Annotated in this window: 12 protein-coding genes; 9 read left to right on the top strand and 3 right to left on the bottom strand. The window is 72.3% G+C overall.

The annotated features are described in order from the left end of the window. Positions 1–4: 4 nt before the first annotated feature. From BCL76_RS19585 to BCL76_RS19545, 9 genes are all read left to right on the top strand, one after another. Positions 5–2,410: a xanthine dehydrogenase family protein molybdopterin-binding subunit gene (locus BCL76_RS19585; RefSeq protein WP_109780792.1), complete on the top strand. Its 2,406-nt coding sequence runs from the start codon at positions 5–7 to the stop codon at positions 2,408–2,410. Continuing rightward, on the top strand, positions 2,407–3,240 hold the full coding sequence (locus tag BCL76_RS19580; protein ID WP_109780791.1) for an FAD binding domain-containing protein: 834 nt from the start codon (positions 2,407–2,409) through the stop codon (positions 3,238–3,240). Before BCL76_RS19585 ends, BCL76_RS19580 begins: the two co-directional genes overlap by 4 nt. A gap of 74 nt (positions 3,241–3,314) precedes the next feature. Beyond that, complete coding sequence (locus BCL76_RS19575; protein ID WP_109780790.1) at positions 3,315–4,571, top strand: MFS transporter; 1,257 nt, start codon at positions 3,315–3,317, stop codon at positions 4,569–4,571. Next, the gene (locus tag BCL76_RS19570; protein WP_109780789.1) at positions 4,568–6,094 is read left to right on the top strand and encodes an ATP-binding protein; all 1,527 of its coding nucleotides are present in this window, start codon (positions 4,568–4,570) and stop codon (positions 6,092–6,094) included. Before BCL76_RS19575 ends, BCL76_RS19570 begins: the two co-directional genes overlap by 4 nt. A gap of 12 nt (positions 6,095–6,106) precedes the next feature. Continuing rightward, positions 6,107–6,448, top strand: coding sequence for a nuclear transport factor 2 family protein (locus BCL76_RS19565; RefSeq protein ID WP_109780788.1), 342 nt, complete (start codon positions 6,107–6,109; stop codon positions 6,446–6,448). Between the two features lie 115 nt (positions 6,449–6,563). Continuing rightward, positions 6,564–7,211 (top strand): TMEM175 family protein, encoded by a 648-nt coding sequence (locus BCL76_RS19560; RefSeq protein ID WP_258309803.1) that lies wholly within the window; start codon positions 6,564–6,566, stop codon positions 7,209–7,211. A gap of 72 nt (positions 7,212–7,283) precedes the next feature. Continuing rightward, positions 7,284–8,594 carry an IS701 family transposase gene (locus tag BCL76_RS19555; protein ID WP_109780787.1) on the top strand — a complete coding sequence of 437 codons (1,311 nt, stop codon included), beginning with the start codon at positions 7,284–7,286 and terminating at the stop codon, positions 8,592–8,594. Next, the gene (locus tag BCL76_RS19550) at positions 8,594–9,745 is read left to right on the top strand and encodes an XdhC family protein (RefSeq protein WP_109780786.1); all 1,152 of its coding nucleotides are present in this window, start codon (positions 8,594–8,596) and stop codon (positions 9,743–9,745) included. The genes BCL76_RS19555 and BCL76_RS19550 overlap by 1 nt, the downstream gene beginning before the upstream one ends. A gap of 145 nt (positions 9,746–9,890) precedes the next feature. Then, complete coding sequence (locus tag BCL76_RS19545; protein WP_181382629.1) at positions 9,891–11,333, top strand: GuaB1 family IMP dehydrogenase-related protein; 1,443 nt, start codon at positions 9,891–9,893, stop codon at positions 11,331–11,333. A gap of 75 nt (positions 11,334–11,408) precedes the next feature. On the opposite strand, the gene BCL76_RS19540 is transcribed toward BCL76_RS19545, so the two are convergent. From BCL76_RS19540 to BCL76_RS19530, 3 genes are all read right to left on the bottom strand, one after another. Next, entirely contained in the window at positions 11,409–12,650 is a 1,242-nt protein-coding gene (locus BCL76_RS19540; RefSeq protein ID WP_109780784.1) for a sensor histidine kinase, read from the bottom strand. After that, positions 12,647–14,377, bottom strand: coding sequence for a sodium/solute symporter (locus tag BCL76_RS19535; protein ID WP_109780783.1), 1,731 nt, complete (start codon positions 14,375–14,377; stop codon positions 12,647–12,649). The genes BCL76_RS19540 and BCL76_RS19535 overlap by 4 nt, the downstream gene beginning before the upstream one ends. Positions 14,378–14,494: 117 nt before the next feature. Continuing rightward, positions 14,495–14,770, bottom strand: a complete 276-nt coding sequence (locus tag BCL76_RS19530) for a hypothetical protein (protein WP_109780782.1) — start codon at positions 14,768–14,770, stop codon at positions 14,495–14,497. Between the last annotated feature and the right edge of the window lie 22 nt (positions 14,771–14,792).

Genomic DNA, 14,792 nt, shown 5'->3' with positions numbered 1-14,792 from the left:
GGACATGACCACAGTGACGGGGGAGGACCGGGCCACGGGGAACGGAGTCCTCGGGCAGCCGCTGGACAGCCGCGAGGATCCGCAGCTGCTGCGCGGCGAGGCCACGTACGTGGCGGACATCGACCTGCCGGGCACCGCCCACATGGCCATCCTGGGCAGCCCGGTGGCGCACGCGAAGATCCTCTCCATCGAGACCAAGGCCGCCGAGCAGCTGCCCGGCGTGCTCAAGGTGGCCACCGCCGCCGACTTCACCGACGTCATGCCGCTGCCCTGCATCTGGATCCCCGGCGGCGTCGAGAGCCACTTTCCGCCCCATCCCTACGGACTGCCCGGCGCCCGCCCGGTCCTCACCGGCGACACCGTCCGGCACGTGGGCGACCCCATCGCCGTGGTCGTCGCCGAGACCCCGCGCCAAGCCACCGCGGCGCTCGCCGCCATCGCCGTCGAGTACGAGCCGCTGCCCGTGGTCACCCGCGCCGACGAGGCGCTCGCCGAGGGCGCGCCCCAGCTGCACGAGGCCGTCCCGGGCAACCTGAACGCGTACTGGACCTGCGGCGACAAGGACCGCACCGACGCGGCCATCGCCGCGGCCGAGGTCACCGTCGAGCTCGACCTGGTCAACCAGCGCACCATCAACAGCCCCATCGAGCCGCGCGGCGCGGTCGGCGACTACGACGCGGCCACCGGCGAGTACACCCTCTACGCCTCAACCCAGGGCCCGCACAACCACCGCTTCCTGCTCTCCGCACTGGTCCTCGGCATCCCCTTCAACAAGCTCCGGGTGATCGCCCCGACCGTCGGCGGCAGCTTCGGCACCAAGGGCTACCTGTACCCCGACATGCCGCTGGTGCTGCTGCTGTCCAAGGCGCTGGGCCGGCCCGTGAAGTGGGTGGACACCCGCACCGGGTTGATGAACTCCACCGTCCAGGGTCGCGACCACCGCCAGCACGTGACGCTCGCCGGCACCCGCGACGGCCGGATCACCGCCGTCCGCTGCACCAGCTACGCCAACCTCGGCGCGTACCCCTCCACGATCGGCCCCGGTGTCGCCACCGCCCTGATGGGCCGCTCCATCAGCGGCATGTACGACATCGACGCCGCCTTCTGCGAGGTGTACGCCGCCTTCACCAACACCGTCTCGCTCGGCGCCCAGCGCGGCAGCGGACGCGCCGAGGCCGCCTTCCTCATGGAGCGCCTCGTCGACCGGTACGCCTCCGAGATCGGCATGGACCCGGCGGCCGTCCGCCGCAAGAACCTGGTGCCGAAGGAGAAGTTCCCGTACGACAACGGCCTCGGCTGGACCTACGACTCCGGGAACTACCAGCTGAACTTCGACAAGGCCATCGAGCTGTCGGGCTACGCCGACATGCCCGCCCGCAAGGCCGAGGCCCGGACCCGCGGCAAGCGGCTCGGCGTGGGCCTCGCCACCTACGTCGCCATCTGCGGGGTCGGCCCCTCCACCCGGATGTCCCAGGAGGGGATGCTCGGCGGCACCTGGGAGAGCGCGAACATCCGCGTCCACCCGACCGGCGAGGTCACCGTCATGGTGGGCTCCGCCTCCACCGGCCAGAGCCACGGCACGGTCTTCGCCCAGGTCGCCGCCGACGAGCTCGGCATCGACCCGGACACCGTGCAGGTCCTGGAGGGCGACACCCAGAAGGCCCCGTACGGGCAGGGCACCTACGGGTCCCGCTCCTACAGCATGGCCGCGCCCGCCGTCGCCCTCACCGCCCGCAAGATCAAGAGCAAGCTGATCCGGGCCGGCGCCGTCTTCCTCGGGATTCCCGAGGACAAGGTGGTCTACGAGGGCGGCGGGGTCCACGAAGAAGGCAACGAGCAGAACGCCAAGACCTTCGCCGAGCTGGCGATGGCCATGTGGTACGGCTGGGGGCTGCCCGCGGAGATCGAACCCGCCCTCGACGAGACCACCCACTTCGACCCGCCGGACTTCAACTACCCCTTCGGGACGCACGTCGCGGTCGTCGAGATCGACGAACTGACCGGCGAGAGCGAGGTGGTGTCCTACACCGCCGTCGACGACGCCGGCCACATCGGCAACCCCAAGATCGTCCTCGGGCAGATCGAGGGCAGCATCACGCACGGGCTCGGCCAGGCCCTGATGGAGGCCGCCGTCTACGACGAACAGGGCCTGCTCATCAGCTCCGACCTGACCACCTACGCTCTGCCGCGCGCCGCCGACGTGCCGTTCTTCACGCTCGACAAGACCGTCACGCCCAGCCCGCACAACCCGCTCGGCGCCAAGGGCGCCGGTGAGATCGCCACCGTCCCGCCCGCCGCCGCCGTCGTCAACGCCGTCGTCGACGCCCTGGCCGACCTGGGCGTCCAGCACATCGACATGCCCCTCACCCCCGAGAAGGTCTGGCGCCGCATGAGAGGGGAAGCCCAGTGATCCTCACCGAGTTCGACTACGTCCGGCCCGCCGACCTCGACGAGGCGCTGACCCTGCTGTCCGGGACGCGCGGCGCCCGGGTCCTGGCCGGCGGCCAGAGCCTGCTGCCCGATCTGCGCTCCGGAGCCGACCGGGCCGCGCTGCTGGTCGACATCCGCCGGCTGGAGGAGTTGCGCGGCGTCACGCGCACCGCCGACGGCACCCGGCTGCGGATCGGGGCCCTCACCACGCTCGCCGAGCTCGCCGGCGACCCGCTGGTGCTCGCCGAGGCTCCCGAACTGGCCGCCGCGGCCCGCGCCAACGGCGACCCCCAGGTCCGCAACCTCGGTACCGTCGGTGGCAACCTCGTCGCCGTCGGGCGGGCCACCGACCTACCGGTCGCCGCCATGGCGGCCGACGCCGTGGTCGAACTGGCCGGACCCGGCGGGCGCTCCACCCTCGCGGCGGAGGAGCTCGCGGCCGGCCCCGCGCCCGCCGACGCGGTCCTCACCGCCCTGCTGGTGCCCGCCGCCGGCCCGGCCGCCGCCTTCGAGAAGACCGCCGACCGCGCCACCCGCTACCCGGTGTGCGCCACCGCCGTACGGATCACCCCCGGCGGGCCGCGCATCGCCGTGACCGGGGCCACCTCCCGGCCCTTGCGGCTGCGCGGGGTCGAGGACCGGCTGCGCGGGGGCCCGTACGACACCGAGGCCGTGCTCGCGGCCTTCCGCGCCGAACCCAGGGAGCTGTTCGTCCCCGGGCGCGGCACCTCGGCCGAGTACCTCGGTCATCTCGTGGGGGTCCTCACGGCCCGAGCCTTGCAGAGGGCCGAGCAGGCTCTCGCCCGATAGCCCGCCAGGGCACACCGAGGGGCACATCGAGGGGCCCGCCACGGGCCCCGTCACGGGGGAGTGGAGTTGACGCAGTGGCCGACACGTCCGAGACGACCACGGGGGTATCCGTGCACCCAGCCGCGCACGCGGCCGGAACGCCCAGAGGCTCCGGCTTCTGGGTGGTGGGAGCGGTCCTCGTCCTGCTGATGCTCTCCTCCTCCGTACCCTCCGCCCTCTATGTGCTCTACCAGCAGGAGTGGGGGCTGTCCTCCGGCACGATCACGGTGGTCTTCGCCCTGTACGCGGTCACCGTGCTGGCCGGGCTCCTGCTGTTCGGCTCCCTCTCCGACACCCTGGGCCGGCGCCCGGTCCTGGGCGGCGCCCTGATCCTGGCCATGGTCTCCATGGTCCTGTTCGCCGGGGCCCAGGGGCTCGGCCTGCTGCTGGCCGCCCGCGCCGTCCAGGGGCTCGCCGTAGGACTGGCCACCGGGGCGATGGGCGCGGCCCTGCTGGAACTCAGCCCGGCGGCCAGACCCGCGCTCGGCGCGCAGGTCAACAGCGCCGGCCCCACCGTGGGCATCGGGCTCGGCGGGATCGGTGCCGGACTCCTCGTCCAGTTCGCGCCCGCCCCGACCGTGCTGAGCTACCTGCTGCTGGTCGGCGCCTTCGCCGTCACCCTGGTGGGGGTGGTCCGGATGCGGGAGAGCGCTCCCGGCGCCGGCGGCCGCTTCCGGGTGGTCCCGCACCGGATCCGGGTACCGGCGAACGCCCGGGGCCGCTTCGCCGTCCTCGTCCTGACCATCGTCGCCGTCTGGTCGGTGGGCGGCTTCTACCTCTCGCTCGGCCCGCACCTGGCGCTGTCGCTGCTGGAGTCCACCAACTACCTCGTCGGCGGAGCCACGGTCGCCCTGCTCGCGGGCGCCGCCACCGCCGCCCAGCTGATGCTCGGCCGCACCGAGGCACTGCGCACCGCCGTACTCGGCCTGCTCGGCCTCCTCGCCGGACTCGGCCTGGTGCTGCTCGCGCTGGGGATCCGCTCGGCCGCCGTGTTCCTCGTGGCCACCGCCGTCCTCGGCAGCGGCTGGGGGGCGGCCTTCCTCGGCTCCTTCCGCGCACTGAGCACCCTGGCGCAGCCGGCGCACCGCGGTGAACTGACCGCCGCCGTATACGTCTTCGCGTACCTCGCGATGAGTGTCCCGGCGGTCCTCGCCGGGATGCTCACCAACATCCACGGGCTGCACCGCACCTCGGTCGGCTTCATGGCCGCCGTGGCCGGCGTGTGCGCGCTGGCCCTGCTGGCCACCCTGCGACTGGCCGCCCGTACCCGGGCCGAGGGGAGAACGGCGTGAGCGCGGCGGACATGAAGGGCCCGGAGCTACGGTCGGCCCTGCGCGACCTGGAGATCTTCGCCGGGATCACCGACGAGCAACTGGACTGGCTGGTCTCGGTGTCCGAGCCCCGGATCCTGGCCGACGGCGACGTCCTGTTCCGGGACGGCGAGGAGGCCACCGGCTTCCACGTCCTGCTCTCCGGCGGGCTCGTCGTCACCAAGGTCGTCGACGGCCGGGAGGAGGTGCTCACCCGGCACTCCACCGAGGAGGAGAGCGCCGCCGCCGAGGAGCACGACGGCAAGCCGTCGGCCGCCCACCGGTTCACCGGCGAACTGCCCCTGCTGACCGACGGCTCCTACGTGGCCACCGCGGCCGCCAGCGGCCCCTCGACCACGGTGGTGGCCTACCCGAAGCCCGTCTTCTTCGAGATGCTGACCCGCTGCCACGGGGTGGCCGCCGTACTGATCCCCGTACTGGCCTGGCGCATCAAGTCCTCCGAGGTGCAGGCCCGCAAGCGGGCCACCGTCGAGGCGCTGGGCACCCTGGCGGCCGGGCTCGCCCACGAGCTGAACAACCCGGCGGCCGCGGTGGCCCGGGCCGCGCAGGAACTGGCTCCCGCCCTGGATCGGCTCACGCGTACCGCCCAGGCGTGGGGCGCGGCCGCCTCCGGCGCGGAGCGCTCGCTCCTCGACCGGCTCGCCGACGAGCTGGACGAGCTGCCGCCGCCGGCGACCACCGACCCGTTCGCCCAGGCCGACGCCGAGGAGGAGATCGCCGACTGGGCCCAGGAGGCGGGCACCGAACGGCCCGGGCTGCTCGGCTCCGGGGTCGCGGACCTCGGACTGGAGCTGGGTTGGCTGCGGGAGCGGCTGGAGGGCGTCGGGGAGTCGGCCCTCGCCCCGGCCCTGGACCACCTGGCGGCGCTGCTGGAGATCCGCTCGCTCGCGGCGGAGCTGCGGGCCGCGGGTCCCAGGATCTCCCAACTCGTCTCCGCCACCCGGGATTACGCCAACCTCGACCGGGCGCCCGAACAACGCTTCCCGGTGACCGCCGGACTGGAGAACACGCTGGTCGTCCTGCGTGCCAAGCTCGCCGGTATCGCCGTCGTGCGTGAGTACGAGTCCGACCTGCCCGAACTGACGGGCTATCCGAGTGAGTTGAATCAGGTGTGGACCAACCTGGTCGACAACGCGGCCGAGGCCATGGAGGGCTCCGGGACACTGACCCTGCGCGCCCGCGCCGAGGGTGTCTGCATGGTCGTGGAGATCGCCGACACCGGCCGCGGCATCCCGGCGCAATCCCTGCCGCGGATCTTCGAACCCTTCTACACCACCAAGGACGTGGGCAAGGGCACGGGCCTGGGGCTGCACCTCAGCTACCGCATCGTGACCCAGCGCCACCACGGGTCGATCGCCGCCCGCTCGCGTCCCGGTGAGACCCGGATGGTGGTCCGACTGCCCTTCGCCGGCAGCGCCCAATCCTGCGCCTCACCTGCGACAACACCCGAAACGGCACCCATCGTGGGCACCTCTCCCAGTTGAAACGGAGTCGACATGGCCAAGTACGACATCTCCAAGCTGCACCCGGTGTTCGTCCGCCAGATGGAGGCGCTGGCCGCCCTGGACATCGAGGCGGTGATGAAGAACTACACCGACGACGCCGTCCTGCTGCGCTTCGAGGGCGTCTCGGTCGGGATCGAAGCGGTTCGCGAGACGTTCACCGGCTATCTCACGGTGAAGCCCTCGCTCGTCGAACTCCAGGAGTACATCGAGACCGAGGACACCATCTTCTACCGGGCGATCATGAGCCTCAACGGTGAACCGGAGCACGCGTTCGGGACACTTGTCGTCCGCGATGGCCGAATCTGGCGCCAGACCGCCGGATTCGGCAGCTGACGGCCGGAATCTGGGTAGCGTGTGCGGGGAGGGCGCCGCAGCGCCCTCCCCGTATGTGTGGACCGGCCGCGGACGGCACAGTCGCATATATGCGAGGCGTGGTGAAGGGGAGGTCATGGAAAGCGAAACCGGTCGTATCGAGGCATTCAGTGACGGCGTATTCGCCGTCATCATCACGATCCTCGTTCTGGAATTGAAGGTTCCGGAAGAAACCGGCTCGGACTTCTGGCACGGAGTACGGGAACAGTGGCCGCATTACGCCGCCTATGTGGTGAGTTTCCTCATCATCGGTGTCATGTGGGTGAATCACCACACCATCTTCAGTCACCTCAAGCGGGTCGACCGCCCGCTGTTGTTCCTGAATCTCCTGGTGCTGATGGTGGTATCGGTGGTCCCGTACACCACCAACGTCCTCGCCGAGCACCTCATGGAGGAAGGCGGCTCCGCCAACGCGGCAGCGGTCCTCTACAGCGGCGTCACCGTGGCCTACGCCCTGGCGTTCCTGGCCTTCTGGTGGTACGTCACCCGGGTCGGCCACCTCTTCCACGAGCAGGTCGACAAGGAGGGCGCACGCGCCACACGAGTGCGCTTCGGCCTCGGTGCCATCGCCTACCCCCTCACCGTCCTGCTGGCCTTCTACTCCGCACCACTCACACTTGTCGCCCACTTCCTGATCGCGATCTACTATGCGGCGAACCAGATCCCCATCCCCCTCGTGGTAGAGGAAGAGCGGCTCGAAACTGCCAGCGACCTCAGGAAGTAGCCGCCGGGGCCTACGGCCGTTCTATGCGGTCAAGTAGGGTATTGGATCTAGCTGGTCGCGGGGGAGGCCCAGATGGCTCGCGTAGTCCTGCCGGAGGATTCCACGACGGAAATCTCCGAATTGATCGACGTCCTGATCTCTCTTCTCTTCGAATCATTACCCCGGCGGGACCAGCGAAACTGGGCCCGCGTTTATCTGAACGGCCTGGTGCGGACCACCGGGAAGAAAACAATTCGTAACATCGCCGGAACAGGGGCCAGTTCCGTCGAGCAGAGCCTCCAGCAGTTCATCAGCAAGTCCCCGTGGGACTGGACCCCGGTCCGCCGCTCCCTCGCCCAGCACCTCGAACGCACCGCACAGCGCCCCCTGGCCTGGGTGCTCCAGCCCATGGTCATAGAGAAGGCGGGGGACCGCTCCGTCGGCGTCGGCCGGCAGTTCGTCCCCCAGCTCGGCCGCACCGCCAACTGTCAGCAGGCGAGCGGGATCTGGCTCGCCTCCAGCGAGGCCAGCTTCCCGGTCGAATGGACCCTCACCCTCCCCGGGCCCTGGACCAACGAACTCCTGCGCCGCCGCCGGGCCGGCATCCCCGACACGGCACGCTCCCTCACCCCCGCCCAGGACGCCGTACACGCCGTCCAGCGGATGGCCGCCAACTGGCAACTCCAGCGCCGGCCCGTGGTGATGGAGGTCGCCAACTGCGATCTCCCGCAGAGCATCGAGTCCTTCACCCTCCAGGACATCCCCTTCGTCTTCAAGGTCGACGGCTCGCTGCCCGTCTCCTTCGGCGGCGCCGGCCGCTACAAACCCGGACCGCACACCGCCCCCGCCCGCGAACTCATCGACTCCCTGCGCTCCCAGCGCCGCGTCGTCGAATGGACCCGCCACGGCCGCGCCGAGGGCGCCGTGACCCTGCTGACCTCGGCCTCGATCTTCGCCACCCCCTGCGAGGACCGCCCCGTGCCCGCGCCGCCCACCCCGCTGCTGCTGGTCGGAGCCTGGACCGAAGCCGCCCTGCTGCCCTCCGAGTTCTGGATCACCAACATCGGAGACCGGCCGCTCGCCCAGCTGTTCCTGCTCGCCAAACTCACCGACCGCGTCTCCCTCGACTTCGCCGAGACCTGCGAACCCGTGGGCATCCGGGACTTCGAGGGCCGCTCCTTCCGCGGCTGGCACCACCACGCCACCCTCGCCAGCGTCGCCCACGCCGCGAAACTGCTCGGCGCGCGCCCGCGGCTGCCCGACGGATACCCCGGCCCCACCCGGTCGGCCGCCGCCACGGTCGCGGCGCCCCGGCAAGCCACGGCCCGGCCGGTGACCCCGGCCGTCCTGCCGCCGCGCCCGCACCTGCCCGGACAGACCCCCCGCCGCGAATACATCCGCTGATGCTCGACATCGCCGAGCAGCTACGCGCGTGGTGCGCCGCGCAGCGGGAATTCGCACTGGCCACCGTCGTCGCCGTCAGTGGGAGCGCTCCCCGCGGCCCCGGCGCCTCCCTCGCCGTCGACGACAAGGGCACCGCGCTCGGCTCCATCTCCGGAGGCTGCGTGGAATCCGCCGTGCACGAGCTGTGCCTCGACGCCATCGCCTCCGGCGAAGGCGGCCTGCACCGCTTCGGCTACAGCGACGACGACGCCTTCGCCGTGGGCCTGACCTGCGGCGGGGTCCTCGACGTCCTGGTCACCCCGGTACGTGGGCTCGACCCGGTCCGCCCCGTGCTCGGCTCGGTGCTCGACGCCGCCGCCGGGGGCACCCGGGCCGCGCTCGCCCGGGTGGTCTCCGGACCGCCGCCCCAACTGGGTCGGGCGCTCGCCGTCCACGCCGACGGCTCCTACGAGGGCGGGCTCGCCGGCGGCCCCGACCTGGACCGGGCCGCCGCCCGGCAGGTACGGGCGCTGCTGCTGGCCGGACGCACCGGTACCGCCGAGCTGGGCACCGCCGGCGGGCTCTGCGGCCAGCCCCTGACCCTGCTCGTGGAATCGGCCGCCGAACCGCCCCGGCTGCTGGTCTACGGGGCCATCGACTTCGCCGCGGCCCTCGCCCGGATCGGCGCCTTCCTCGGCCACCGGGTCACCGTGTGCGACGCCCGGCCCGTCTTCGCGACCCCGGACCGCTTCCCCGACGCCGACGAGGTGATCGTCGACTGGCCGCACCGGCACCTGGCCGCGGAATGGGCCGCGGGCCGCCTGGACTCCCGTACCGCGGTCTGCGTCCTCACCCACGACGCCAAATTCGACATACCGCTGCTGGAGCTGGCCCTGCGGCTGCCCCTGGGCTACGTGGGCGCCATGGGATCGCGGCGCACCCACGCCGAACGCGAGAGACGGTTGCGGGCCGAGGGCGTCACCGACGCCGCCCTGGCCCGCCTGCGCTCACCCATCGGACTCGACCTCGGCGGCGCCACCCCGGAGGAGACCGCGCTGGCCATAGCCGCCGAGTTCACGGCCGTCCGGCACGGGGGATCGGTGCTCCCGCTGGCCCGGCGCCACGGCCCGGTCCACCGTCGGACACAGCCCGTCGGGACCAAGGTCCCGTAGGAAACGACCACCCGGCCCGGTATGTCCTGGACGATCGGCCCGGGCGGCGTGAACGCCAGGTCGTGGGAGAATGAAGTACGTGCGTTTCCTCGGCTGTCCTGCCGGGGCGTAGACGGATCCTTCGATCGACTGGGATGTTCAGCACGTGCGTTTTCTCAATGACCTGAAGCCGCCGTACGACCTGACGTACGACGATGTGTTCATGGTGCCGAGCCGCTCCGCGGTCGGTTCCCGTCAGGGTGTCGACCTGTCCTCGCCCGACGGTACCGGCACCACCATTCCCCTCGTCGTGGCCAACATGACCGCCATCGCCGGTCGCCGGATGGCCGAGACGGTCGCCCGCCGCGGCGGCATCGTCGTCATCCCGCAGGACATCCCGATCGAGATCGTCACCGACGTGATCTCCTGGGTGAAGACCCGCCACCACGTGCTCGACACCCCGATCACGCTGGCGCCCACCCAGACGGTCGCCGACGCCCTGTCCCTGCTGCCCAAGCGCGCCCACGGCGCCGGTGTCGTCGTCGACGCCGAGGGCCGCCCGGTCGGCGTCGTCACCGACCACGACCTGACCGGTGTGGACCGCTTCACCCAGCTCTCCGAGGTCATGTCGAAGGAGCTGCTGCTCATCGACGCCGACATGGACCCCCGCGAGGCCTTCAACCAGCTCGACGCCGGCCACCGCAAGCTGGCCCCGGCCGTCGACAAGGACGGCAGGCTCGTCGGCATCCTCACCCGTAAGGGCGCCCTGCGCGCGACCCTCTACACCCCCGCCACCGACGCGAACGGCAAGCTGCGCATCGCGGCCGCCGTCGGCATCAACGGTGACTTCGTGGCCAAGGCCAAGCAACTGCTCGACGCGGGCGTGGACACGCTCGTCATCGACACGGCGCACGGCCACCAGGAGTCGATGATCAACGCGATCAAGGCCATCCGCGCACTGGACCCGCAGGTCCCGATCGTGGCCGGCAACATCGTCGCCGCCGAGGGCGTCAAGGACCTCATCGACGCCGGCGCGGACATCATCAAGGTCGGTGTGGGCCCCGGCGCCATGTGCACCACCCGCATGATGACCGGCGTGGGCCGCCCGCAGTTCTCCGCGGTGCTGGAGTGCGCGGCCGAAGCCAAGAAGTACGGCAAGCACGTGTGGGCCGACGGCGGCGTCCGTCACCCGCGCGACGTGGCGATGGCGCTGGCCGCCGGCGCGTCCAACGTCATGATCGGCTCCTGGTTCGCCGGTACGTACGAGTCCCCGGGCGACCTCCAGCAGTCCGCCGACGGGCGCCTCTACAAGGAGTCCTTCGGCATGGCCTCCGCCCGCGCGGTGCAGAACCGCACGAGCGAGGAGTCGGCCTACGACCGCGCCCGCAAGGGCCTGTTCGAGGAGGGCATCTCCACCTCGCGCATGTTCCTCGACCCGGCCCGCCCGGGCGTCGAGGACCTGATCGACTCGATCATCGCGGGCGTCCGCTCCTCCTGCACCTACGCCGGTGCCGGCTCCCTCGCGGAGTTCGAGGAGAAGGCCGTGGTCGGCATCCAGTCCGCCGCCGGCTACGCCGAGGGCAAGCCGCTGCACGCCAGCTGGAGCTAGTCCGCTCCCGTCCCGTGGCCCCGGCCGTCCCTGGTGGACGGTCCGGGGCCACGGGCGTATGCGGGCCCCCACCCCTCAGGGCCGGGGAGGGCGGTGTCCCGAGGGTGAACTGTGCACACCCACCCGGTACTTGGGGATGCGCAAGGTGACCTTCATGCCGGCCCCGACACCCGTCTCCATCACCGGACCGTAGGCGTCCCCGTACACCTGCCGGATCCGCTCGTCGACATTGGGCAACCCGATCCCGGAGGAACCCCCGAGCTCCCCGGCCAGGATCCGGCGCAGCAGGGCCGGATCCATCCCGACCCCGTTGTCCTCCACCGTGATCACCGCCTCCGCGCCCGCGTCCCGCGCGGTGATCGTGATCCGGCACTCCTCGGTGGAGTCCTCCAGCCCGTGCTTGACGGCGTTCTCCACCAAGGGCTGCAGGCACAGGAAGGGCAGCGCCACCGGCAGCACCTCCGGCGCCACCTGCAGCGTCACCTTCAGCCGATCGCCGAACCGGGCACCGGCCAGCGCCAGATACTGCTGCACGGATCGCAACTCGTCGGCGAGCGTGGTGAAATCACCGTGCCGCCGGAAGGAGTACCGGGTGAAGTCCGCGAACTCCAGCAGCAGCTCCCGGGCCCGCTCCGGATCGGTGCGCACGAACGAGGCGATCGCGGCCAGCGAGTTGAAGATGAAATGCGGGGAGATCTGCGCCCGCAGCGCCTTGATCTCCGCCTCCATCAGCCGGGTCCGCGACCGGTCCAGCTCGGACAGCTCCAACTGCACGGACACCCACCGCGCGACCTCCGTCGCGGCCCGCACCAGCACCGCCGACTCCCGCGAGCCGTACGCCACCAGCGCGCCCAGCACCCCGTCCTCGCCGGTGAGCGGGGCCACCACCGCCCACTTCAGCGGACAGTCCGGCCGCTGGCACTCGGTCCGCACGCTCTGGCTGCGCCCCGATGCCAACATCACCGCCACCCGGGCCATCGCCCGCCGCTGATGGTGGTCGGCGCCCGGACCGTCCCAGGCCAGCACCGACTCCCGGTCGGTCAGGCACAACGCCTCCGTGCCCAACAGCGACCGCAGCCGCCGGGCCGCCTTGCGGGCGGCGTCCTCGGTCAGCCCGGCGCGCAGCGGAGGAGCGGCCAGCGAAGCCGTGTGCAGGGTATGGAAGGTCGCCCGCTCCACCGGGGTCCCCAGGTCCATGCCGGCCGCCCGCTCCCCGTGCCGGGCGTGCCGGCGGCCCGCCACCCAGCCCGCGCCCAGCAGCAGCACCGCGCCCGCCACCGCCGGCACGGCCACGAGCGCCGGTGCCACCCCGGTCACCGCGCACCTCCCGCCCGCTCACCGGCCACGACCTCCGGCAGGTGCAGCCGGGCCAAGGTCGCCGCCGTCCCGGCCGGTATCCGCGACCGCGTCGCCAGCGACACCGCCACCATCGTCAGGAACCCGAGCGGCACCGACCACGCCGCCGGCCACGCCAACAGCGTGTGCGTCCAGCCCGGCGGCGCCAACTCGGCTCGGGTCGCCAGCACCGCGCCCAACGCCGCCCCGCCGCCGGTGACCAGCCCGGCCACCGCACCCGGCGCGGTCAGCCCGCGCCACCAGATGCCCAGCACCAGCAGCGGACAGAACGACGACGCCGACACCGCGAAGGCCAGGCCCACCGCGTCCGCCACCGGCACCTCCGTCGCGGCCACGCTCCCGGCCAGCGGCACCAGGATCGCCACCACCGCCGCCGAACGGAAGCTGCGTATCCCGCGCGCCGGCAGCACGTCCTGGTGCAGCACCCCCGCCACCGCCATGGTCAGCCCCGAAGCCGTCGACAGGAACGCCGCGAAGGCACCCCCGGCCAGCAGCGCGCCCAGCAGCTCGCCGAGCACCCCGCCGAGCATCCGGCCGGGCAGCACCAGCACCGCCGCGTCCGCGTCACCGGTCAGGGCGAGCTCGGGCGTGTAGATCCGGCCCAGTGCCCCGTACACCGGCGGCAGCAGGTAGAAGGCGCCGACCAGCGCGAGCACGACCAGCGTGGTGCGTCGCGCGGTCCGCCCATCAGGGCTGGTGTAGAAACGCACCGCGACGTGCGGCAGGCCCATCGTGCCGAGGAAGGTCGCCAGGATCAGCCCGTACGTGGCGTACAGCCGGTACTCGCCCAGCCCGCCGGACGTCGGCACCGACCAGGTGGCCACACCGGGCCGCGCCTCGGCCCGGGCGGCCGGAACGGGCGTCTTCGGGGCGAACTCCAGCCGCGCATGGGCCCGTACGACATGCTCACCGGCGGTCAGGGTCAGCGGCGCGGACACATAGCCGCGCCCGTCCACCTGCCCGGTCACCGTCACCGACAGCGGATCGGCCACCGACAGCCGCACGTCCTGCGCGACCGTCACCGCGGTGTGCTCGCGGAAGACGGCCGGAGCGTCGAAGGTGGCCCGCGGCGCCCCGTCCCCGACCCAGGCCGCGATCAGGAAGAAGGCCGGCACCAGCAGGGCCGTGAGCTTCAGCCAGTACTGGAAGGCCTGGACGAAGGTCACCGACCGCATCCCGCCGCACGCCACCGCCACCGTCACCACGAACGCCACGACCAGCCCGCCGACCCAGTGCGGGGCCCCGGTCAGGATCTCCAGCGTCAGCCCGGCCCCCTGCAACTGCGGCAGCAGGTACAGCCAGCCGACCCCGACCACGAACAGCACCGCGATCCGGCGCACCACCGGCGACTCCAGCCGGGCCTCGGCGAAGTCGGGCAGCGTGTACGCCCCGGAGCGGCGCAGCGGGGCCGCCACCAGCACGAGCAGCACCACGTACCCGGCGGTGTAGCCCACCGGGTACCAGAGCATCTCGGGCCCCTGCAGCAGCACCAGCCCGGCCACCCCGAGGAAGGACGCGGCGGACAGGTACTCGCCGCTGATGGCGGCCGCGTTCAGGCGGGGCCCCACCGTGCGCGAGGCGACGTAGAAGTCGGACGTGGTCCGGGACATCCGCAGACCCAGCGCGCCGACCAGGATCGTCACCAGGACGACGACGGCGACCGCGGTCAGCGCGTACGTCTGGTTCACCGGGCGGTCCTTCGGCAGGGGAGGGGGTGCCCGGAGTCTACGCACGCCCCTGACCGGGCGACAGACGCGATTCGGACCCACCGGAGTCGCCGGATCCGCCCGCCCGGACCACCCCCGTCAGACGGCCGGGTCGCGGTGGTCCGCGCAGTCGCGCAGGGCGATCTCCAGCTCCACGTACGACTCCTCCGCGCGCCGGAACGCCAGCGTCAGGGCCGCCTCCGCGCGCGGCGGGACCTGCTCGCGGACCCCCTCGCGGGCCTCGTACAGGATGTCGGCCCAGCGGGCGGCCGCACTGCGCAGCCGCGCCAGCAGCACCTCGGCCTCGGCGGGCCCCGCCGGCCGGGCCCGGGGCAGCCCGCTCAGGGCGTCGACCAGCGCCTGGATCTCGGACATCTCGCTCCTCCCGCGCCGGAAG

Source organism: Streptomyces sp. CG 926, from assembly GCF_003148825.1.
Lineage (GTDB): Bacteria > Actinomycetota > Actinomycetes > Streptomycetales > Streptomycetaceae > Streptomyces.
The sequence above is the reverse complement of the archived record's forward strand: the minus strand, read 5'-3'. Positions and strand labels throughout refer to the sequence as shown.